Origin of the sequence: Pseudoxanthomonas spadix BD-a59, from assembly GCF_000233915.3 — a bacterium.
Taxonomy (GTDB): domain Bacteria; phylum Pseudomonadota; class Gammaproteobacteria; order Xanthomonadales; family Xanthomonadaceae; genus Pseudoxanthomonas_A; species Pseudoxanthomonas_A spadix.
The window spans coordinates 2,494,841-2,513,960 of the sequence record NC_016147.2 but is presented as its reverse complement, the minus strand read 5'-3'; the positions used below and the strand labels follow the sequence as shown (position 1 = coordinate 2,513,960).

Sequence of the window (19,120 nt, the reverse complement as noted above, 5' to 3'; positions counted from 1 at the left end):
CGCGCATTATCGCCGCTGCACGGCGGCCAGATCCCCGTGCGCCGGGCTGGGCCGGGGCTCGCCTCGCAGGCGTTGCAGCAGCGCCATCGCCGCGGCCGGATTGCGTTCCTTGGCTGCAGCGATGAAGAACACGAACACCTCGCGCGGCTGTTTCGGTGCCGGGGTGGTGTCCACATGCGGCAGTTCCTGCGGATCACCGCCGGCCTGCCAGATCCTGGCGCGTCGGGCCCAGGCGTCGAGTTCGGCGGCCGGGTAGCCGCAGGGCTCGCTGCTGCGGCTGGCCATCAGCCGGGCGTAGACAAAGTCGCTGGTGATGTCGGCGAACGAGGGATACCGCTCCGATTCGGAAAACACCGTGCCCATGCCGTGGCTGCGCGCCAGCGCCAGCAAGTCGGGGGTGATGAAGGCTTCATCGCGCACGTCCAGCACGTGGCGCAGCGGGCGTGATCCGGCCTTTTTCGGCAGCAGGTCGAGGAAGGCGGCAAAATCCTCGCCATCGAGCCTGCGCCCGGCGTCGAATTGCCACACCAGCGGCCCCAGCTTGTCGCCCAGCGTGGCGATGCCGCCGATGAAATCCTCCACCTGCGCGCCGGTGCCGGCCAGCCTGCGCGCCTGGGTGATGCGCCTGGGTGCCTTGGCCGAGAACACGAAGCCCTCCGGCGTGGCATCACGCCATTTGGCATAGGTCGCCGGCGGCTGGGTGCGGTAATAGGTGCCGTTGATCTCGATCGCGCTGAGGTGGCTGCTGGCATATTCCAGTTCCAGCCGCTGCGCCAGCCCGGGCGGATAGAAGGTGCCGCGCCACGGCGGGTAGACCCAGCCGCCGATGCCGACCCGGATGCCCGGCGGCGTGCTGGCGTTGGCGGCCAACAGCTCGGTCGCGGCAGGCGGGGCGGGCGGTGCGGGGCGGGTGCGGGCCATGACGGGGTCCTGGGGGGGCGTGGCAGCCTAGTACCGCAACCCGAAGATATCGAAACGTGAAAGCGCGTCTTCAAGCCCAGGGCGGCGTTGCAAGCCTTGCCAAGGCGGCCAGCCTTGGCGGCGGCTTGCGCCTTGCCCTGGACTTGAATCCACCACTTTCACCATGTTCCGTTATCTCCGGGCTACGGTACTGGCGGCGCTGCCGTGCCAGGGCAGATGAAATGCCGATCTCACCCGCAGTGGCGCGCTGCAAGTCATGGTCCATCGAAACAGGACGCCGACGCGGCAATGAGATACTGCCCAAGCCCGCCGCACGCAGCATCCCGATGATCTTCCGCTGGTTCGAAAACCTGATCGATGTGTTCGATCGTCCCGACCACAGGACCCCGCCGGACAACCTGCTGCGCTTCTACGCCCACTACCTGCGGCGCGGGCGCTGGGTGCTGGCCTCGATGTTCGTGGTCGGCTTTGCGGTGGCGCTGGTGGAAGTGGCGCTGTTCGGTTTCCTCGGCAAGCTGGTGGACCTGGCCAAGGCCGAGGCGGCGGCCGGCTTCTTCGACCGGCACGGCCCGCAGCTGCTGGGGATGGCGGCGGTGGCGATCGTCCTGCGCCCGCTGCTGATGGCGCTGGGCGACCTGCTGATGCACCAGGCCGTGACTCCGGCGCTGACCGCGCGCATCCGCTGGCAGCAGCACCGCCACGTGGTGCGCCAGAGCCTGTCCTTCTTCCAGAACGACTACGCCGGGCGGATCGCCAACCGGATCATGCAGACCGGCGCGTCGCTGCGCGAATCGGCGGTGCAGCTGGTCGATGCGCTGTGGTACGTGGCCGTCTACACCGGCAGCGCACTGTTCCTGTTCGCCCAGGCCGACTGGCGCCTGATGCTGCCGCTGACCGGCTGGCTGCTGGCCTACATCGCCACCCTGGCGGTGTTCGTGCCGCGGGTGAAGGAGCGTTCCTGGCGCGCCTCGGAGTCCAAGTCGCAGTTGATGGGCCGGGTGGTGGACGGCTACACCAACATCACCACGCTCAAACTGTTCCCGCACGAGCGGCGCGAGGACGATTACGTGGCCCAGGCGGTGCGCGAGAACCTGGACAAGGTCCGGCGCATGACCCGCCTGACCACGTCCATGGACGTCACCATCGCCGTGCTCAACGGCCTGATGATCGCCGCCACCGCCGGCCTGGGCCTGTGGCTGTGGCAGCGTGGCTCGATCACGATCGGCGCCATCGCCCTGTCCACCGGGCTGGTGATCCGCATCGAGAACATGTCCGGCTGGATCATGTGGGTGGTCAACGGCCTGTTCGAGGACATCGGCACGGTCCAGGACGGCATGCAGACGGTCGCCAGGCCGCACACGGTGACCGATGCGCCAGGCGCCAGGCCGCTGCAGGTCACCCGCGGCGCGGTGCGCTTCGAAGGCATTCATTTCCATTACGGCAAGCGCGGCGGGGTGATTGCCGGGCTGGATCTGGAGGTGCGCCCGGGCGAGAAGATCGGCCTGGTCGGCCCCTCCGGCGCCGGCAAGTCCACCCTGGTCAACGTGCTGCTGCGGCTGTACGACCTGGAGGCCGGGCGCATCCTGATCGACGGCCAGGACATCGCCGGGGTGACCCAGACCAGCCTGCGCAGCCAGATCGGCGTGGTCACCCAGGACACCTCGCTGCTGCACCGCTCGATCCTGGACAACCTGCGCTACGGCCGCCCCGACGCCACGCCCGAGCAGATCGCCGCGGCCATCGCCCAGGCCCGGGCCGAGGATTTCATCCGGACCCTGGTCGACGGCGAGGGCCGCACCGGCCTGGACGCGCACGTGGGCGAACGCGGGGTCAAGCTGTCCGGCGGCCAGCGCCAGCGCATCGCCATCGCCCGGGTGCTGCTCAAGGACGCGCCGATCCTGCTGCTGGACGAGGCCACCTCGGCGCTGGATTCGGAAGTGGAGGCTGCCATCCAGGACAGCCTGGATACCTTGATGCAGGGCAAGACGGTGATCGCCATCGCCCACCGGCTTTCGACCATCGCGCGCATGGACCGGCTGGTGGTGATGGATGCCGGCCGGATCGTGGAAACCGGCACCCATGCCGAACTGGTCGCCCGCGGCGGCCTGTACGCGCGCCTGTGGCAGCGCCAGACCGGCGGCTTCGTCGCCGCCGAAGCGGTGTCGTGATCGGTTGTCCGGTTGAGGGTGCATTGTCTCCGTTGCAGTGCGCTCTGGCCGCTGCTGGCGCGGATCGGGCTGGCGATGGAAGGTCGGAGGCGACAGCCCCGGTAGCGCGGCCCCCGGGTGGGGCGCCGGCCATTGATTTGCGTCAATGGCGTTTGCACCGGCCTGGCTATACTCGATAAGACATTCATAGGAGAAGGTCCATGAAAGCGTTGATCTATCGGGGCCCCGGCAAGAAGGAATGGGCCGAAAAGGCAAAGCCTGCGCTGCTCAAGTCCACCGACGCGATCGTCCGCATCACCCACACCACCATCTGCGGCACCGACCTGCATATCCTCAAGGGCGACGTGCCGGAGGTCGAAGCCGGACGCACCCTCGGCCATGAGGGGGTGGGCGTGATCGAGGAAGTCGGCGAGGCGGTGGGCAATTTCAAGAAGGGCGACCGGGTGCTGATCTCCTGCATCACCTCATGCGGCCGCTGCGAATACTGCAAGAAACGGCTCTACGCGCACTGCACCGACGGCGGCTGGATCCTGGGTCACCTGATCGATGGCACCCAGGCCGAATACGTGCGCATCCCGCATGCGGACAACAGCCTCTATCCGGCGCCCGAAGGCGTGGACCCGGAAGCGCTGGTGATGCTCAGCGACATCCTGCCCACCGGCTTCGAGATCGGCGTGCTCTACGGTCAGGTGCAGCCCAGCGACACGGTGGCCATCGTCGGCGCCGGCCCGATCGGCATGGCGGTGCTGCTGACCGCGCAGTTCTATTCGCCCTCGCGCATCATCATGGTCGATACCGACCCGGCGCGGCTGGAGGTTTCGCGCAGGTTCGGTGCCACCGACACCGTCGATGCCAGTGACGGCAAGGCCGTCGAGGCGGTGATGGCCCTGACCGGCGGCAAGGGCGTGGACGTGGCGGTCGAGGCGGTCGGCATCCCGGCCACGTTCGACACCTGCCAGTCGATCATCGCCCCGGGCGGGCACATCGCCAATGTCGGCGTCCACGGCAAGCCGGTGGAACTGCACCTGGAAAAGCTGTGGATCAAGAACATCACCCTGACCACCGGCCTGGTCTGTACCCACAGTACGCCGATGCTGCTGCAGACGGTGGCCTCGGGCAAGGTGAAGCCCGAACAGCTGGTGACCCACCGCTTCGCGCTCGACGATGTGATCCAGGCCTACGAGGTGTTCAGCAACGCCGCACGCGAGAAGGCGATGAAGGTGGTGCTGAAGGCGGGCTGAGCCGGCCTGGCCTGTTCTTGGCTCGTGCACATTGGTATGGCCGCCGATGTGCATTGCACGATGCTGCTGGCTGAGCGGCGCCGGCGCAAGGCGACCGCAGGCTCAGCCAGCGGTCGGGGTGCGCACCGGCAGCGGCACGTTGCACAGGTCGATGTGCCCGGCCGGACGCTTGTAGAAATCATCCACGCGGTTGCGCTTGGACTCGGCCACATCGCGGAAGGTCTGGCTGTCGGTCCGCAGCAGTTCCAGCGGGGTGCGCTCGGCCACCGGCAGCTCGCTGGCCAGGCGAATCGAGCGGATCGGTGTGCGCAGCGCAGGATCTGGGTAGAAGCCCATCGGGTCCGGGCCGCGCCTGATCGTGCTCAGCAGTTCCATGCCCTTGACCACGCGACCGACCACGGTGATGTTGTCGTCCAGCTGGCGCGGCGACTGGCCGATGGTCACGTACAGCTCGGCGCCGATGCTGCTGTCATCGGCGTTGTTGCGGCCCGCGCCCAGCGTGCCATAGCAGTGAGCCAGCCAGGCCTTGCCATGGGCGCCATCGCGCGCGGCCGGGAAGCCGTCGACGAAGCCGACCTGCGGGGCCCAGCCGTCGCTGTCGGGGATCTTCTGGAAATCCAGTCCCTTCGCGCTGCGATGAAACTCGGCCGGCAGGTGGGTCCTGGCCGTGCCCAGCGGCTTGGCCTTGGCCGGGTCCTCGCCATCGGCATCGCCGAACTGGACCACGAAGTTGTCCTGCGCGCGGTAGATGCTGGTGCCGTCCCAGAAATGCTCGCGGGCGAGGGTCGTGATGTTGGCCACGTGCTCGGGCGCGAACTGCGGCGCCAGTTCGATCACCACCCGGCCGCTGGCCAATTCCAGGTACAGCGTGCGATCCGGGTCGAGCATGCGCCAGTGGCTGGCCGGCGAGGCCTCCAGGATCTGCTGGCTGCTGCGGTAGGGCCGCCTTTCGGCGGCGGCCGGCGGGGCAGCGCCGGCAGCGACCGCGAACACGGACAGCAGGACAAGGGTCAGGCGCGCGGTCGTCGGCATGCGGGGCTCGGCATTCAGGAGCGAGCGCTTGATTCTGAGGGCAGGTTTCCCGGGGCGCCAGCAGCGCTGCTCGCGGGCAATGGCGCGTGTGACCAGCAAACCACTTTCCGCCCGCTTTTGCCCCCTCCCTTTCGCGCCTTTGCGAAGGGGAGGGCCGGGGGAGGGGTTGCTTGTACGCGCTTGCCCGAAGCAGCAGCAACAGCACCCCTCCCAACCCTCCCCTGCTGCGCAAGGGAGGGCTCAACAGCACGCTTCCCAACTTCCCCTGCTGCGCAAAGGGAGGGCGCAACAGCGATGGTTGTCTTGCAGGCTGGGTCAGGGCCGGCGCGGTGTTCACCGTTTAGTGCGCGACGAAGCGGATCGCCTGGCCGCCGCCGGGGGCCAGTTTCAGGGTCAGCGTGTCGGCGCTGGTGACCTGGCGCGACTGGATCGTCACCGCTTCGGGGTTGCTGGCCCAGTGCGCATCGTCGGCATCGCGATAGATCTGCGCGGTGTAGCGCCTGCCGGGCGTCAGGAAATCCAGCCTGGCCTGCAGCGTGCGTGGCTGCGCGTCGGTGACATCGGCCATCATGAAACCCAGCCGCGAGGACGCAATGACCGGCTTGCGTTGCGCAACACCCGATAGCTCGGGCGCCCGTGCGGATCGGTCTCCAGCTCCACCGACAGCACCTTACCTGGCGAATCGACGCGCAACGGCGCAGCACGCGCAGCCAGCGGCGTACAGATCAGGAAGACAGCAGTGAGCAGACCCAGCATGCGGGAGAGCTCCAGCCGGAAGTGACCGACATGCTCACCCGCGATGATCAGCGCGACAAGCTGCGCTGCACGGTGAATACGTATGCAAGCGCCAGATGCACCGGCACCAGCAGCGCGACCCAGGCCATGTTGGCCTGCACGTTGAACGGGAACCAGTGCAGCATCCACGCCAGCAGCGCCAGCGCCGCCACGCCGCGCAGCAGCCAGCGTGACCAGGCCTTCAGCGTCCGTCCGCGCAGCGCCCGCACCGCGGCCGGCAGCAGCAGCACGCACAGCGGATCGAGCAGCAACAGGTTGCGGTTGGCCCAGCCGGCGATGTGGCTGGTGCCGAACCAGATGAACAGCATCAGCGCGCCAGCCAGTGTGCACACGATCCAGAACAGCAGCGCCACGGCTGCGACCACCCGCCGCCGGCGCGCACCGATCCACACCAGGGCCAGGGCGATCCCCATGCCGGCCAGCAGCCACGGCCACCACCGGCGCGCGGTCTCTGGCGGCTCCGGTGCGATGCGGTGCGGCAAGAGTTGCTGGGTCTGCTGGACCAGCGGGCGGCCCTGGGTGTTGTCCACCTCCGCCAGTGCCTCGGCCAGGCGCATCGGCACGAAGGATTCCTCCCAGCGCGAGAGCTGCTGGTCGGCATACGGGCCGAAGCCCAGATCGAAACCGATCCACATCCACCACGCCGGCGAGGCCAGGCGCACCGATTCGCTGCGATAGGTGTTGCCGCGCGAGCGGCCGGCCAGCTGCTTCTTCAGCGTGCCGCCCAATGCCGCGTCGAGCGCATCGCGGACCTGGGTGGCGCAGTTGTTGGTGAAGTAGTCGTAGGGATAGCGTGCGTTTTCCGGGCGCGCGCGCAAGGCCAGCGCATCGGCCAGCGCCTGCGCCTGCGGTGCGGTCAGGTCCAGCCATTGGATCGACACGCCGCGGCCTTCGGCGCGATAGCTTTCCAGGTCCTGTTGCACGGGCAGGGCGACCAGGTAATACAGCATCTTGCCGTCGATGAAGCGGCCCATGAAATCAGGCTCGTCCGGATCGAAGAAGCCGAAGTTGTACGAGGTCGCCTGGCCGGAGTCCGGATCGGCCACCACGATCGCGTCATGGCCGAAGCGCTCGAAGAACACCTGGCCCGGCTGCATGGTCATCACCCCGATGCGCGGCGCGGCGGTGGCCGCGCAGGCGAGCAGCGAGAGCAGCAGCGCGCACCCGGCGCGCGCCAGCAGGCAGGACAGGCGCGGCATCAGCTGTCGGACAGCACGCCGACATGGAAGGCATGCACCCGGCGTCCATCGGCACGCGCCACGCGGAAGGCGAAGCGCCCCAGGGTCAGCTCCTCGCCGGTCTCGGGCAGGTGCCCCATCGCATCGGTCACCAGGCCGCCGACGGTGTCGTATTCGTCATCCGGAAAGTCGGCGCCGAAACGCGCGTTGAAATCCTCGATCGGCGTCAGTGCATCGACCACGTACTGGCCATCGGCCTGGGCGGCGATCAGGTTGGCTTCGTCGTCGGCCTCGTCGTGCTCGTCGTCGATCTCGCCGACGATCTGCTCCAGCACGTCCTCGATGGTGACAAGGCCGGCCACGCCGCCATATTCGTCCACCACCAGCGCCATGTGGTTGCGCGAGAGACGGAACTCCTTGAGCAGGACGTTGAGCTTCTTCGATTCCGGGATCAGCACCGCCGGACGCAGCAGTTCGCGCACCGTGCCCGGGCCCTGGTCAGCGACCACCCCGCGCAGCAGGTCCTTGGCCAGCAAAATGCCCAGGATCTCGTCCTTGTTCTCGCCATGCACCGGAAAGCGCGAATGGCCCGATTCGACCACCTGCCGCATCAGCTCCAGGAACGGGGTGTCCGCCGGCAGCGAGACCATCTGCGATCGCGAGATCATGACATCACCCACGGTGAGCTCGGCCACCGACATGGCTCCTTCCATCATCTTGAGCGTGTCCGGTTCGAGCAGCCCGTTGTGCTGGGCGTCGCGCAGCAGCGCGAGCAGGTCTTCGCGCGATTCGGGCTCACCGGAGAACGCATGGCTCAGGCGTTCCAACCAGCTGCGGCGTTTCTCGGGCAGTTCCGACGCGGTTGTACTGTCGTCTTCTGACATCGGGCGGTGAGCGGCACCCGGCGATCGCGGGCGTGGCCGGCAGTCTAGCAGAACGTTTTCGCAGGCTCTGCCAGGGGATCAGGGCGCGGTGGCGGCCGTGGTGGCAGACGCGGTGGGCGCCGGCGCGGGATCTTCGGTGTCCAGGTTGTAGCTGCAGCCGACCAGGGTCTTGCCCGGGTGGCTGGCCACGTTGGACACGTTGAGGATGATGGCCTGGATCAGGGTCTGGCCGCTGGCCGGATCGGTCTGCTCGGTCTGGCGCAACTGCTTGCCGAAGATGGCTTTTGCCGGCGTGTCGATGCCGGTTTCCAGGTCCAGCCGGTGGGCCAGCGGGCGCGGGTCGGGCAGGTCCAGGATCGCCATGATGCTGTCCCCGGAAAAGGCGATGTGCGAGCTGGCGTGGCCAAACACGCTGATCGGCTCGAGCAGCGCGAATTCGGTCATGAACGGGTTGGCCTGCGGCAGCGGCTTCCAGCCCAGGGCCACGGCCTTGAGCGGGTCGCGCACGGCTGGCTGCAGGGCCAGGAAATCGGGCACCTCCTTGCGGCATTCGATCAGCGCGGCCAGATCCGGCGGCGCGCTCGGCGCAGCGCCCTTGGCGGTGGCCTTGTTCGCCTCGGCCGGCGCCTGCGCAGCGGCCGTTGCGATGCAGGCCGATGCGGCGATGCCTGCCGCTGCGCGCAACATCTGCCTCATGCCGGCCGCTCGGCCGCGTAGGGATCGTCGATGCCCAGCTCGGAAAGGATCTGGCGCTCCAGTTGTTCCATCGCCTCGGCCTCCTTGTCGTCGGCGTGGTCCCAACCCAGCAGATGCAGGGTGCCGTGCACGGTCAGGTGCGCGTAATGTGCAGCCAGCGCCTTGTCCTGGTCCCTGGCCTCGCGCGCGACCACCGGCGCGCAGATCACCAGATCGCCCAGCAGCGGCATGGTCACCCCCCTGGGCAGCTTGATCGTCTGGTCCAGCTGGCCGGGGAAGGACAGCACGTTGGTCGCATCGTCCTTGCCGCGGTAATGGCGGTTGAGCGCGCGGCCTTCCTTGGCATCGACCAAGCGGATGGCCAGGTCCGCCTCGCGGATCCGGCCCTTGAGCGCGGCCGCCACCCACTTGCGGAAACTCACCGCCGCCGGCAGCCCGACCCGCGGCAGCGCATAGCTCACCGCGACCTGCAGATGGATGGGACCCTGGGTCATGTCGAACCCAGCTTACGCCGGCTTGGCATCGGCGGCCTGGTCATCGCGCGCATCGTAGGCCCGCACGATGCGCGCCACCAGCGGATGGCGGACCACGTCGCGGGCGCCGAAGAAGCTGAAGGAAATCCCGTCCACGCCGCGCAAGACCTCCAGCGCGTCGGTCAGGCCCGAGCGGATGTGCTTGGGCAGGTCGGTCTGGCTCATGTCGCCGGTGACCACCGCGGTGCTGCCAAAGCCGATCCGGGTCAGGAACATCTTCATCTGCTCCACGGTGGTGTTCTGCGCCTCGTCCAGGATCACGAAGGCATCGTTGAGCGTGCGCCCGCGCATGTAGGCCAACGGCGCGATCTCGATGACGTTCTTCTCCAGCAGCTTGGCGACCTTCTCCACGCCCAGCATCTCGTAGAGCGCGTCGTAGAGCGGGCGCAGGTACGGGTCGACCTTCTGGCTCAGGTCGCCGGGCAGAAAGCCCAGTTTTTCGCCTGCTTCCACTGCCGGGCGCACCAGGATCAGGCGCTGCACGCGTGCTTCGTTCAACGCTTCCACGGCCATGGCCACGGCCAGGAAGGTCTTGCCGGTCCCGGCCGGGCCGATGCCGAAGTTGATGTCGTGCGTGGCGATCGCGTGCAGGTACGCGGACTGGTTGGGGCCGCGGCCGCGCACGGTGCCGCGCTTGACCTTGATCGCCACCTCCTGCGGCGCATAGCCATCGCCGGCCAGGTGCTCGATGTTGGCCTCGTTCAGGCGCAGGTGGATCGCATCGGCATCGAACACTTCGCTGGCCGCCTCCTCGTACAGCGCACGCAGCAGCTGCTCGGTGGCCGCCACGGCCCGGGCGGGGCCTTGGACGCGGAAGATGTTGCCGCGGTTGGAGATCTCCACGCCAAGTTTCAGTTCGATCTGGCGCAGGTGCGCGTCGAACGGCCCAGCCAGATTGGCCAGCTGCTCGGTGTCGTAGGGATCCAGGGTGAAATCGTGATGGGGGGAGGTGGTCATAGACGCTGGAGGGTAGCGCGCCGATCGGCAACGGGCCGTGTCGGCGCCGAACGGGATTCAGGCCAGCGCATCGGCGGTGGCGCGCGCGATCAGCCTTGGCCATGCCGCCGCTGCTGCGCAGGGCCACCTCGGTGTCGGTGGCCAGCCCGCTGCCAGCCAGCAGCGATTCTGGAAGCGCGTGCCGAAGTTGCCCGGCCGCCCCGACAGCGACATGCACAGGCGGGTGTCGCGGCTGATGCGCAGGCTCATGCGGCGGGCGCATCGCCGGCCACGGCCAGCCGGCCGCGCAGCGAGTTGGTCAGGGCCTGGGTGATCAGCACGTCCACGAACTGACCGATCATGCGTTTGGATCCGGGGAAGTTCACCGAGCGCATGTTCTCGGTCTTGCCGGTCAGCTCGTCGGGATTCTTGCGCGAAGGGCCTTCGACCAGCACGGTCTGCACGCTGCCGACCATCCGCTGCGAGATGCCGGCGGCATGGGCGTTGATGTGGGCCTGCAGGCGTTCCAGGCGGGCATGCTTGACCGCGGCGGGGGTGTGGTCGGGCAGGTCTGCCGCCGGCGTGCCCGGGCGGCGCGAGTAGATGAAGGAAAAGCTCTGGTCAAAGCCCACGTCCTGGATCAGCTTCATGGTCTTGTCAAAGTCCGCATCGGTCTCGCCGGGGAAGCCGACGATGAAGTCCGAGCTGATCGAGATGTCCGGCCGGACGCTGCGCAGCTTGCGGATCCTGGACTTGAACTCCAGCGCGGTGTAGCCGCGCTTCATCGCGCTGAGGATGCGGTCGCTGCCGGACTGGACCGGCAGATGCAGGTAGTGGGCCAGCTGCGGCACGTCGCGGTAGGCATCGATCAGCGAGTCGGAAAATTCCAGCGGGTGCGAGGTGGTGAAGCGGATCCGGCCCACGCCCTGGATCTGGGCGATGGTGCGGATCAGCATGCCCAGGTCGGCGAACTCGCCTTCCGCATCCGCAGCTTCGGCCGGCGCGATGGGACCGCGATAGGCGTTGACGTTCTGGCCGAGCAGGTTGATCTCGCGCACACCCTGGGCAGCCAGTTGCGCCACTTCCACCAGCACGTCCTCGAACGGCCGGCTGACCTCGGTGCCGCGGGTGTAGGGCACCACGCAGAAGCTGCAGTACTTGCTGCAGCCTTCCATGATCGACACGAACGCAGACGGGCCTTCGGCACGCGGTTCGGGCAGGCGGTCGAACTTCTCGATCTCCGGGAAGCTGATGTCCACCTGCGGCCTGTTCTGTTCACGCCGGGCGCGGATCAGCTCGGGCAGCCGGTGCAGGGTCTGCGGGCCAAACACCAGGTCCACATACGGGGCGCGCTTGATGATGGCCTCACCTTCCTGCGAAGCCACGCAACCGCCGACGCCGATGATCACCTCACGGCCCTGGCCCTTGAGCCTGCTTTCCTTGAGCACGCGCCAGCGGCCGAGCTGGCTGAAGACCTTTTCCTGTGCCTTCTCGCGGATCGAGCAGGTATTGACCAGGACCACGTCGGCCTCTTCGGGGTTGTCGGTCAGCTCCAGCCCGTCGCTGGCGGCCAGCACGTCGGCCATCTTGGCCGAGTCGTACTCGTTCATCTGGCAACCGTGGGTCTTGATGTAGAGCTTTCCGCGCGCAGGCAAGCCTGCGCCGGGCTTGCCACGGGCCTGGCCGGGCGCTTGGCCCGCCACGGGCAGGGGCACAACGGGGAGCTCGCCCGGGGCGGGCGTGATGGTATCTGGCGTCCCGGTCATGGCGCTTAATCCAGTCGGGTGGGCGGGAAGGGGTCGACCAGTTTAGCCGGTCCGTCAGGCGCAGGGGCGGGGTCTGCCGGACCCGCGAGCATCCCGGGGCTTGCTTGTTAAGCCATTGACAAGCTGGGACACTGGGCGCCAATGAAGGGGCTGCTGCGACTGGGGATGTTCGCCGCAACGCTGGTCGCGCTGCCGGCCAGCGCCGGCACGCTGTACAAGTGCGTGGGCGCCGATGCCGTCACCGCCTATGTCAGCAAGCGCCTGCCAGGCGCCAGCTGTTCGGTGGTGAGCCGCTACAGGCCTGCCCCCAGCCGCCGCCCGGCCCACCCGCCGCTCGCACCGGCAGCGGCGGCTCCGCCGCAGACCGTGGCGGTGGCCGAAAAGCGTCCCACCAGCGTGGTCTCCCCGGCCGCCGCAGTTGCCTTGCCCACGCCCGGGCCGGTCGCATCACCGCCACGGCGGGTGGTCAGTGGCCAGGTCTATTCCTTCATCAAGGACGGGGTGCGCAACTACACCAGCGTACGGCCGCGCGGCATGGACGTGGCCAGCGTGCGCACCATCAAGTACAGCTATCTCCAGACCTGCTTCGCGTGCGGAAATCCCAAGCTGAACTTCGGCGCGGTGCGCCTGAACACGCTGGCCTACGGAAGCGAAATTGCCGCGGCCGCGCGCGAATTCGGCGTCGAGGAAGCCATCGTCCGCGCCATCATCCATGCCGAATCCTCGTACAACCCGGTCGCGCTGTCCCGCGCCGGGGCGATGGGCCTGATGCAGCTGATGCCGGCCACCGCGCGCCGCTTCGGCGTGGCCGATGCCTATGACGCGGCCCAGAACATCCGCGGTGGCGTGCAGTACCTGGCATTTCTGCTCAAGCGCTACCAAGGCGACCTGACCCTGGCCGCAGCCGGCTACAACGCCGGCGAAGGCGCCGTGGACCGCAATGGCGGCGTGCCACCCTACGCCGAAACCCAGCGCTACGTGCAGCGCGTGGGGGTGCTGGCCGAGCGCTACCGCGCCAGCGTCGGGGCAATCGGTGCTCGCTGAACCGATGCTGCACTGCAATACCGGAAACGACCCTCCCATCGATCTGCAACCCATTGATCGAAAAGGGATTGTTGTGGTGAAAAATTTTATTCAGTTAGACTCGGCCGTGCGCTCAAGGGTGAGCCCCGCTTACAGGGGCCGCCCAGGCAGCCATGCAGCTACCTCAAGATGTCCCAGCGGAGTTACGGATGGCCAATGACGAGGTCACAATGCCCGTGGATGCGGGGCGCCGCCGGTTCCTGACGGCCACCACCGCAGTTGTCGGTGCCGTGGGTGCAGGCTTCCTGGCTGTCCCGTTCATCAAGTCCTGGAATCCCAGCACCCGTGCCAAGCTGGCCGGTGCCCCGGTCACTGCGGACATCACCGGATTGCAGGAAGGCCAGCGCCTGGTGCTGGAATGGCGCGGACAACCGATCTGGGTGGTCAAGCGCTCCAAGGCGATCCTCGACGCCCTGCCCAGCCTGGATGGCCGCCTGCGCGACCCCAACAGCGAGAACGAGGACCAGCAGCCGGCCTACGTGCTCAAGGGCAACCCGGAGCTGCGCTCGATCAAGCCGGAGATCTCGGTGCTGGTCGGGCTGTGCACGCACTTGGGCTGTTCGCCGGAAATCGTCGCCGAGATCCGGCCCGAGCCGTTTGATCCGGAGTGGAAGGGCGGCTACTTCTGCCCTTGCCACAAGTCGCGCTTCGACATGTCCGGACGGGTGTTCCAGGGCGTGCCGGCGCCAACCAACCTGCTGGTGCCGCCGCACCATTACCAGGATGACAACACCATCATCATCGGCGTCGATCCGGAAGGGGCTGCCTGATGTCGAACGTGATCACCCGCGCCGCGACCGGCGCCTTCGATTGGCTCAATGCGCGTGCGCCGGGCCTGATGCCCATGTACCGCAAGCACATGAGCGAGTACTACGCGCCGAAGAATTTCAACTTCTGGTACTACATGGGCTCGCTGGCCCTGCTGGTCCTGGTCAACCAGATCGTCACCGGCATCTTCCTGACGATGAACTACAAGACCAGCGCGGCCGAGGCCTTCGCCTCGGTCGAGTACATCATGCGCGATGTGGAATGGGGCTGGCTGATCCGGTACATGCACAGCACCGGCGCCTCGCTGTTCTTCATCGTGGTCTACCTGCACATGTTCCGCGGCCTGATGTACGGCAGCTACCAGAAGCCGCGCGAGCTGGTGTGGATCCTCGGCATGCTGATCTACCTGGTGCTGATGGCCGAGGCCTTCATGGGTTACGTGCTGCCCTGGGGCCAGATGTCCTTCTGGGGCGCCAAGGTGATCATCTCCCTGTTCGGTGCAATCCCGGTGATCGGGCAGGGGCTGACCGAGTGGATCATGGGCGACTACCTGCCCAGCGACGCCACCCTCAACCGCTTCTTCGCCCTGCACGTGATCGCGCTGCCGCTGGTGCTGCTGCTGCTGGTGGTGCTGCACCTGGGCGCGCTGCACGAGGTCGGCTCCAACAACCCCGAAGGCGTGGACACCAAGCACGGGCCCAAGGGCAACCGCTGGAGCAAGACCGCGCCGACCGACACCATCCCGTTCCACCCGTACTACACGGTCAAGGACCTGGTGGGCGTGGGCTTCCTGCTGATCATCGGGGCGTTCGTGATCTTCTTCGCGCCGGCCTTCGGCGGGCTGTTCCTGGAGCACGACAACTTCACCGAGGCCAACCGCCTGGTGACGCCCGCGCACATCAAGCCGGTCTGGTACTACACCCCGTACTACGCGATGTTGCGGGTGGTGCCCGACAAGCTCGGTGGCGTGCTGGTGATGTTCTCGGCGATCGCGGTGCTGTTCACCGTGCCGTGGCTGGACCGCGGCAAGGTGCGCTCGATCAAGTACCGCGGGCTGAGCTACAAGATCGCGCTGGGCATCTTTGCCTTCAGCTTCATCTACCTGGGCAAGATCGGCTCGGGCCCGGGCACCGACCAGACCGAGACCTACATCGGCCGTGTGCTGACGGTCTGCTACTTCGGGTTCTTCGTCTTCCTGTGGGTCTATACGTTCTTCGGACTGGAACGCACCAAGCCGGTGCCCGAGCGGGTGAGCACGCATGACTAAGCGCCTGTCTTCCATCAGGCGCGTGCTGCCGCGCCTGGCCGTGTTCGCCGCCGGGCTGATCCTGAGTGGGTCCCTGCAGGCGGCCGAAGGTGGCGCCATCCTGCAGGCGGGCAACGACCTGTCGGACAAGGCTTCGCTGCAGCGCGGCGCCAAGCTGTTCATGGGCTACTGCTCGGGTTGCCATTCGCTCAAGTACCTGCGTTATTCACGCATGGCCGAAGACCTGGGTCTGAGCGAAGAAGACGTCATGGCCAACCTCAACTTCACCGGCGCGGCGGTGGGCGAGCAGATCCAGGTGGCGATGCCGGACGAGGCGGCCACCAAGTGGTTTGGCAAGGCACCCCCGGACCTGAGCCTGATCGCGCGCGTGCGCGGCCCGGACTGGATCTATACCTACCTGAAGTCGTTCTACCTGGACGAGACGCGGCCGGTGGGCTGGAACAACACCCTGTTTCCCAATGCGTCCATGCCCAATCCGCTGTGGGAGCTGCAGGGCCTGCAGCACGCCGAATACGGCCCGCCGGACCCGGCAACCAAGGACAAGACCGTCGCTGCGCTCAAGCTGGCCACGCCCGGCGCCGAGAGCCCGGTCGAGTTCGACCGCTCGGTGCGCGACATCACCAATTTCCTCGAGTACGCCAGCGAACCGGCCGCGCTCAAGCGTCAGAGCATGGGCGTGTGGGTGCTGCTGTTCCTGGCGTTTTTCACCTTCCTGGCGTTCCTGCTGAAAAAAGAGTTCTGGAAGGACGTTCACTGACCCAGGTGACCTCCGGCAGGGGTGCGCAAAGCGGCGGCCAGCTGCTATGTTCATCCTCGCCGCCCTGTTCATCTAGCCCACATGGCGGCCAGGCCAGAGGCCTGTGCGAGTTGGCGCAACCGGCAGGCCCCGGTTGCTTGATCAGACCGATAAGGTGACGAGTGCCCGCATGCGAAACACCCTGACGCTGTTTTCTTCCGTTGACGATGTGCTGTGCCACCGCGTGCGGCTGGTGCTCGCCGCCAAGGGCGTCAGCTATGACCTGGTGCCGGTCGATCCGCAGAATCCGCCGGAAGACCTGATCGATCTCAACCCCTACCATTCGGTGCCCACCCTGGTGGAGCGCGACCTGACCCTGTATGCGGCCTCGGTGGTCAGCGAATATCTGGACGAGCGCTACCCGCATCCACCGCTGATGCCGGTCGATCCGCTTTCCCGTGCACGCCTGCGCCTGGCGATGCTGCGCATCGAGGTGGACTGGGTGCCGCAGGTCCAGGCCATCCAGCTGGGCAACAAGGCCCAGGCCGATGCCGGCCGCAAGCGCCTGAAGGAGCTGCTGACTGCTTCGGTGCCACTGTTCAAGGCCAGCAAGTTTTTCCTCAATCCCGAGATGAGCCTGGCCGACTGCGCCATGGCCCCGATCATCTGGCGCCTGCAATCGCTGGACGTGGGCCTGCCCAAGGACGGCAAGTCGATCGAGGATTACGGCAACCGCATCTTCCGCAACCCGGGCTTCGTGCGCAGCCTGACCGAGCAGGAAAAGAAGCTGCGCGAGCTGCCGGCCTGAGCCTGTTGCAGGGCCGGACTGGTGCGGGCAAGCCGGCATTGGCCTTCAGCCAATGCACGGCCGCCAGCTGCGCCGGCCGGTTAGACTGGCACACATGACAGATGACGTGCCACCGATGACCAGCCACCGCCCGTACCTGCTGCGGGCGCTGGCCGAATGGATCGCCGACAACGACATGACCCCGCACCTGCTGGTGGACGCCACCCAGGCCGGGGTGCAGGTCCCGGCCAGCGCGGTCAAGGAAGGCCGGGTGGTGCTGAACATCGCCACCCGCGCGGTGGCCCACCTGGTGATCGACAACCTGACGGTGAGTTTCAGCGCCCGCTTCGGCGGGGTCAGCTACCCGGTCAACGTGCCGATCTCGGCGGTGCTGGCGATCTACGCGCGCGAGACCGGGCAGGGCATGGCCCTGCCGGAAGACATCGGGACCGGCACGGGCCCCGGTCCGCATGACGACAACGAGCCGCCTTCGCCCGACGCCCCGACCCCGCACGAACCCGCGCCGCCGCCGTCCAGGCGCCCGCACCTGCGGGTGGTGAAGTAGGCGCCCTCGCCCCGTAGTGACCGGGCGCCATCGCACAGCGAGCATGTGAGCATGACGCGCGCTTGACGGCTGTGTCCCCTTCTCCCCCGCCCGCAAGCGGGGGAGAAGGAGCAGCCCAGCGCCCGGCAGTCTTGCTGCGACAAGACGCGCAGCTGTGTCCCCTTCTCCCCCGCAAGCGGGGGAGAAGGAGCGGCGCGGTGCCCGGCGGTCCTCCTGCGACCCCGCGGTCCTGCTGCGACAGGGTGCAAGCGGCATCAGTGCAGCGAAACGATCGGGTCCGGCCTGGTCGGTCCGGCCAGGGACACCAGCCGTGCACCGTGCAGGACCAGCTTGCCGGTATGGCGTTGGACGCCATCGTAGGAATAGTCGAAGCGGAAGCTGCGCTCGAAACCCAACCGGCCCTGGCCATCGCGGCGCAGGCGCAGGCCGGTGGCCTGCACGCTCTGGTCCAGCCAGATCACGCCGGCTGCCTCGCAGGCGTTGCGGCCGAGCTGGGTCGCACGTTCGGCCGCGGCACGGGCGGCGTTCCACCAGAAGAACACGGCGGCGCCGGCAATCAGGAGCAGGATCGGAGTCATGGTGCGACTGTAGCGGCAAGCGCGGCGGGCGTGGATGCGCCTGTGTCTTTTCAAGTCAAGGCCCTGGGCGGAGCGGGGCGGCGCCGGACTCGGCTGGCACGGCGGCCTCGGCAGCTGGCAGGGGCACAGGCACCTGCGTTGGCGCTGGGGGCTGCAAGCCGGTGCCGGAAGGGGTTGGCGTCAACGCAGCCGGCATCGGCGGCAGTCCCGGCGCAGGCACACCGATCGGCGGTGCCGGTGCCGCGGGCAACGCCGGCAGCGGCCCGGTCGCCTGCAGTTTCAGCAGCACGGCCCAGTCCTGGCGGTTGAAATCGCACAGGTCCTGCTGCGCCGGCGTGCACTCGCGCCCCGGGTCATTGCCATCTTGCCCCTCCTCTGCGAGGGCGCTGGGAACCGGCAGCAGCACGTGGCCGCTGCGGTCCAGGTCCAGCTGGCGCATGGTCACCGCATTGAGCACGTTGCCGCCGATCAGATGCAGGGTGCGATCGCCACCGACGTTGGCGGCCACCACGATGTCGCAGTGCGACTCTTTCGGGATGCGGCCCGATCCGGTCAGGCTCGACGTCAGCCCCGCATGGCCCAGCACCTGGTCGCGGTTGCGGATGTAGCAGAGCAGGTCGCCCGGTGCGGGCTTTTCCACCGCAGGGTCGGCGTAGCGATAGGGACCGCCGTTGCCGCCGTCCTTCCAGGCCGCGCGGATGTAGTCGATGTGCCGCGGCGAACGCTGGAAACCCACGATGCCCGCCCTGGCCATCACCCACGAGACGAACGCGGCCGACCATGGGGTATCAATGATGAAGGCGCGGCAGTCGCTGTCGGTGTAGCGATTGCCCGGTGGCACCAGGCAGCTGCTGGCGCCGGGTTCGTCCCCGACCATGACCAGCGTCCCGCTGTCGCGCCAGTACATGGCCACCCGCTGCCAGGGCACCAGGCCATGGTCGGCCAGGTTGCCGCTTTCGGCCTCGGTCACCCGCAGGCTGGCCAGGCGGCCGCGTCGGTCGATGAAAGGCCGCATCCATTGCCGGTGTTCTTCGCAGGCAGTGCGCACGATGGCGATGGCGGCCGGGCTCAGGCCAAAGCGCGGCGGCGCATCGCAGACCTCGATGGCGTGGGCCTTGAAGGCCAGGCTCGACAACGCCACCCCGAGGGCGAACAACCAGCGGATCGGCATCTGCAGCGTGTTCCT

General features: G+C 67.7%; 20 protein-coding genes and 1 pseudogene. 8 read left to right on the top strand and 13 right to left on the bottom strand.

Going from position 1 to position 19,120, the window contains the following annotated elements:
• Positions 1 to 6: 6 nt before the first annotated feature.
• Positions 7 to 921, bottom strand: a complete 915-nt coding sequence (locus tag DSC_RS11360) for a DUF72 domain-containing protein (protein WP_014161310.1) — start codon at positions 919 to 921, stop codon at positions 7 to 9.
• A 326-nt stretch (positions 922 to 1,247) separates the two neighbouring features.
• Between DSC_RS11360 and DSC_RS11355 the strand changes: the two genes are divergently transcribed.
• Positions 1,248 to 3,089 (top strand): ABC transporter ATP-binding protein, encoded by a 1,842-nt coding sequence (locus tag DSC_RS11355; protein WP_014161309.1) that lies wholly within the window; start codon positions 1,248 to 1,250, stop codon positions 3,087 to 3,089.
• Between the two features lie 200 nt (positions 3,090 to 3,289).
• Positions 3,290 to 4,330, top strand: a complete 1,041-nt coding sequence (locus DSC_RS11350) for a zinc-dependent alcohol dehydrogenase family protein (protein ID WP_014161308.1) — start codon at positions 3,290 to 3,292, stop codon at positions 4,328 to 4,330.
• Positions 4,331 to 4,432: 102 nt separating this feature from the next.
• On the opposite strand, the gene DSC_RS11345 is transcribed toward DSC_RS11350, so the two are convergent.
• From DSC_RS11345 to miaB, 10 genes and pseudogenes are all read right to left on the bottom strand, one after another.
• On the bottom strand, positions 4,433 to 5,362 hold the full coding sequence (locus DSC_RS11345; RefSeq protein ID WP_014161307.1) for a peptidylprolyl isomerase: 930 nt from the start codon (positions 5,360 to 5,362) through the stop codon (positions 4,433 to 4,435).
• A gap of 349 nt (positions 5,363 to 5,711) precedes the next feature.
• Positions 5,712 to 5,918: pseudogene (locus DSC_RS11340) on the bottom strand (glycoside hydrolase family 97 C-terminal domain-containing protein); the annotation flags it as partial.
• Between the two features lie 11 nt (positions 5,919 to 5,929).
• Positions 5,930 to 6,118 carry a hypothetical protein gene (locus DSC_RS16685; protein WP_148268135.1) on the bottom strand — a complete coding sequence of 63 codons (189 nt, stop codon included), beginning with the start codon at positions 6,116 to 6,118 and terminating at the stop codon, positions 5,930 to 5,932.
• Between the two features lie 47 nt (positions 6,119 to 6,165).
• Positions 6,166 to 7,356 (bottom strand): lipoprotein N-acyltransferase Lnb domain-containing protein, encoded by a 1,191-nt coding sequence (locus DSC_RS11335; protein WP_014161305.1) that lies wholly within the window; start codon positions 7,354 to 7,356, stop codon positions 6,166 to 6,168.
• Positions 7,356 to 8,219 (bottom strand): CorC family transporter, encoded by an 864-nt coding sequence (locus tag DSC_RS11330; protein ID WP_043290587.1) that lies wholly within the window; start codon positions 8,217 to 8,219, stop codon positions 7,356 to 7,358. Before DSC_RS11330 ends, DSC_RS11335 begins: the two co-directional genes overlap by 1 nt.
• Before the next feature lie 78 nt (positions 8,220 to 8,297).
• Positions 8,298 to 8,906, bottom strand: a complete 609-nt coding sequence (locus DSC_RS11325) for a hypothetical protein (RefSeq protein WP_014161303.1) — start codon at positions 8,904 to 8,906, stop codon at positions 8,298 to 8,300.
• A 5-nt stretch (positions 8,907 to 8,911) separates the two neighbouring features.
• The gene (gene ybeY, locus DSC_RS11320) at positions 8,912 to 9,409 is read right to left on the bottom strand and encodes an rRNA maturation RNase YbeY (RefSeq protein ID WP_014161302.1); all 498 of its coding nucleotides are present in this window, start codon (positions 9,407 to 9,409) and stop codon (positions 8,912 to 8,914) included.
• Between the two features lie 12 nt (positions 9,410 to 9,421).
• Positions 9,422 to 10,405 (bottom strand): PhoH family protein, encoded by a 984-nt coding sequence (locus DSC_RS11315; protein ID WP_014161301.1) that lies wholly within the window; start codon positions 10,403 to 10,405, stop codon positions 9,422 to 9,424.
• Positions 10,406 to 10,462: 57 nt separating this feature from the next.
• Positions 10,463 to 10,654: a hypothetical protein gene (locus tag DSC_RS17100; protein WP_014161300.1), complete on the bottom strand. Its 192-nt coding sequence runs from the start codon at positions 10,652 to 10,654 to the stop codon at positions 10,463 to 10,465.
• A complete protein-coding gene (gene miaB / locus DSC_RS11305; protein ID WP_043290585.1) occupies positions 10,651 to 12,150 on the bottom strand; it encodes a tRNA (N6-isopentenyl adenosine(37)-C2)-methylthiotransferase MiaB in 1,500 nt (499 codons plus the stop codon). The genes DSC_RS17100 and miaB overlap by 4 nt, the downstream gene beginning before the upstream one ends.
• 141 nt (positions 12,151 to 12,291) lie before the next feature.
• Here miaB and DSC_RS11300 point away from each other — a divergent pair, with 141 nt between their 5' ends.
• The 6 genes from DSC_RS11300 (at position 12,292) to DSC_RS11275 (ending at position 17,356) form a co-directional block, all read left to right on the top strand.
• The gene (locus DSC_RS11300; RefSeq protein WP_014161298.1) at positions 12,292 to 13,194 is read left to right on the top strand and encodes a lytic transglycosylase domain-containing protein; all 903 of its coding nucleotides are present in this window, start codon (positions 12,292 to 12,294) and stop codon (positions 13,192 to 13,194) included.
• 188 nt (positions 13,195 to 13,382) lie between these two features.
• Entirely contained in the window at positions 13,383 to 14,003 is a 621-nt protein-coding gene (petA, locus tag DSC_RS11295; protein ID WP_043290583.1) for a ubiquinol-cytochrome c reductase iron-sulfur subunit, read from the top strand.
• On the top strand, positions 14,003 to 15,268 hold the full coding sequence (locus tag DSC_RS11290; RefSeq protein WP_014161296.1) for a cytochrome b: 1,266 nt from the start codon (positions 14,003 to 14,005) through the stop codon (positions 15,266 to 15,268). The genes petA and DSC_RS11290 overlap by 1 nt, the downstream gene beginning before the upstream one ends.
• On the top strand, positions 15,261 to 16,025 hold the full coding sequence (locus DSC_RS11285; RefSeq protein WP_043290581.1) for a cytochrome c1: 765 nt from the start codon (positions 15,261 to 15,263) through the stop codon (positions 16,023 to 16,025). Before DSC_RS11290 ends, DSC_RS11285 begins: the two co-directional genes overlap by 8 nt.
• A 169-nt stretch (positions 16,026 to 16,194) precedes the next feature.
• Positions 16,195 to 16,812 carry a glutathione S-transferase N-terminal domain-containing protein gene (locus tag DSC_RS11280; protein WP_014161294.1) on the top strand — a complete coding sequence of 206 codons (618 nt, stop codon included), beginning with the start codon at positions 16,195 to 16,197 and terminating at the stop codon, positions 16,810 to 16,812.
• 94 nt (positions 16,813 to 16,906) lie between these two features.
• Positions 16,907 to 17,356, top strand: coding sequence for a ClpXP protease specificity-enhancing factor (locus DSC_RS11275; RefSeq protein ID WP_043290580.1), 450 nt, complete (start codon positions 16,907 to 16,909; stop codon positions 17,354 to 17,356).
• A 254-nt stretch (positions 17,357 to 17,610) separates the two neighbouring features.
• Here the strand turns inward: DSC_RS11275 and DSC_RS11270 are convergent, their stop codons facing one another.
• Entirely contained in the window at positions 17,611 to 17,934 is a 324-nt protein-coding gene (locus DSC_RS11270) for a DUF3301 domain-containing protein (protein ID WP_014161292.1), read from the bottom strand.
• A gap of 55 nt (positions 17,935 to 17,989) precedes the next feature.
• Positions 17,990 to 19,105 (bottom strand): DUF2272 domain-containing protein, encoded by a 1,116-nt coding sequence (locus DSC_RS11265; protein ID WP_014161291.1) that lies wholly within the window; start codon positions 19,103 to 19,105, stop codon positions 17,990 to 17,992.
• Positions 19,106 to 19,120 lie beyond the last annotated feature (15 nt).

Bases quoted from the DNA above. Each gene is read 5' to 3' on its own strand.
- DSC_RS11360 (WP_014161310.1), bottom strand. From the start codon at position 921: ATGGCCCGCACCCGCCCCGCACCGCCCGCCCCGCCTGCCGCGACCGAG.
- DSC_RS11355 (WP_014161309.1), top strand. From the start codon at position 1,248: ATGATCTTCCGCTGGTTCGAAAACCTGATCGATGTGTTCGATCGTCCC.
- DSC_RS11350 (WP_014161308.1), top strand. From the start codon at position 3,290: ATGAAAGCGTTGATCTATCGGGGCCCCGGCAAGAAGGAATGGGCCGAA.
- DSC_RS11345 (WP_014161307.1), bottom strand. From the start codon at position 5,362: ATGCCGACGACCGCGCGCCTGACCCTTGTCCTGCTGTCCGTGTTCGCG.
- DSC_RS16685 (WP_148268135.1), bottom strand. From the start codon at position 6,118: ATGCTGGGTCTGCTCACTGCTGTCTTCCTGATCTGTACGCCGCTGGCT.
- DSC_RS11335 (WP_014161305.1), bottom strand. From the start codon at position 7,356: ATGCCGCGCCTGTCCTGCCTGCTGGCGCGCGCCGGGTGCGCGCTGCTG.
- DSC_RS11330 (WP_043290587.1), bottom strand. From the start codon at position 8,219: ATGTCAGAAGACGACAGTACAACCGCGTCGGAACTGCCCGAGAAACGC.
- DSC_RS11325 (WP_014161303.1), bottom strand. From the start codon at position 8,906: ATGTTGCGCGCAGCGGCAGGCATCGCCGCATCGGCCTGCATCGCAACG.
- ybeY (WP_014161302.1), bottom strand. From the start codon at position 9,409: ATGACCCAGGGTCCCATCCATCTGCAGGTCGCGGTGAGCTATGCGCTG.
- DSC_RS11315 (WP_014161301.1), bottom strand. From the start codon at position 10,405: ATGACCACCTCCCCCCATCACGATTTCACCCTGGATCCCTACGACACC.
- DSC_RS17100 (WP_014161300.1), bottom strand. From the start codon at position 10,654: ATGAGCCTGCGCATCAGCCGCGACACCCGCCTGTGCATGTCGCTGTCG.
- miaB (WP_043290585.1), bottom strand. From the start codon at position 12,150: ATGACCGGGACGCCAGATACCATCACGCCCGCCCCGGGCGAGCTCCCC.
- DSC_RS11300 (WP_014161298.1), top strand. From the start codon at position 12,292: ATGAAGGGGCTGCTGCGACTGGGGATGTTCGCCGCAACGCTGGTCGCG.
- petA (WP_043290583.1), top strand. From the start codon at position 13,383: ATGGCCAATGACGAGGTCACAATGCCCGTGGATGCGGGGCGCCGCCGG.
- DSC_RS11290 (WP_014161296.1), top strand. From the start codon at position 14,003: ATGTCGAACGTGATCACCCGCGCCGCGACCGGCGCCTTCGATTGGCTC.
- DSC_RS11285 (WP_043290581.1), top strand. From the start codon at position 15,261: ATGACTAAGCGCCTGTCTTCCATCAGGCGCGTGCTGCCGCGCCTGGCC.
- DSC_RS11280 (WP_014161294.1), top strand. From the start codon at position 16,195: ATGCGAAACACCCTGACGCTGTTTTCTTCCGTTGACGATGTGCTGTGC.
- DSC_RS11275 (WP_043290580.1), top strand. From the start codon at position 16,907: ATGACAGATGACGTGCCACCGATGACCAGCCACCGCCCGTACCTGCTG.
- DSC_RS11270 (WP_014161292.1), bottom strand. From the start codon at position 17,934: ATGACTCCGATCCTGCTCCTGATTGCCGGCGCCGCCGTGTTCTTCTGG.
- DSC_RS11265 (WP_014161291.1), bottom strand. From the start codon at position 19,105: ATGCCGATCCGCTGGTTGTTCGCCCTCGGGGTGGCGTTGTCGAGCCTG.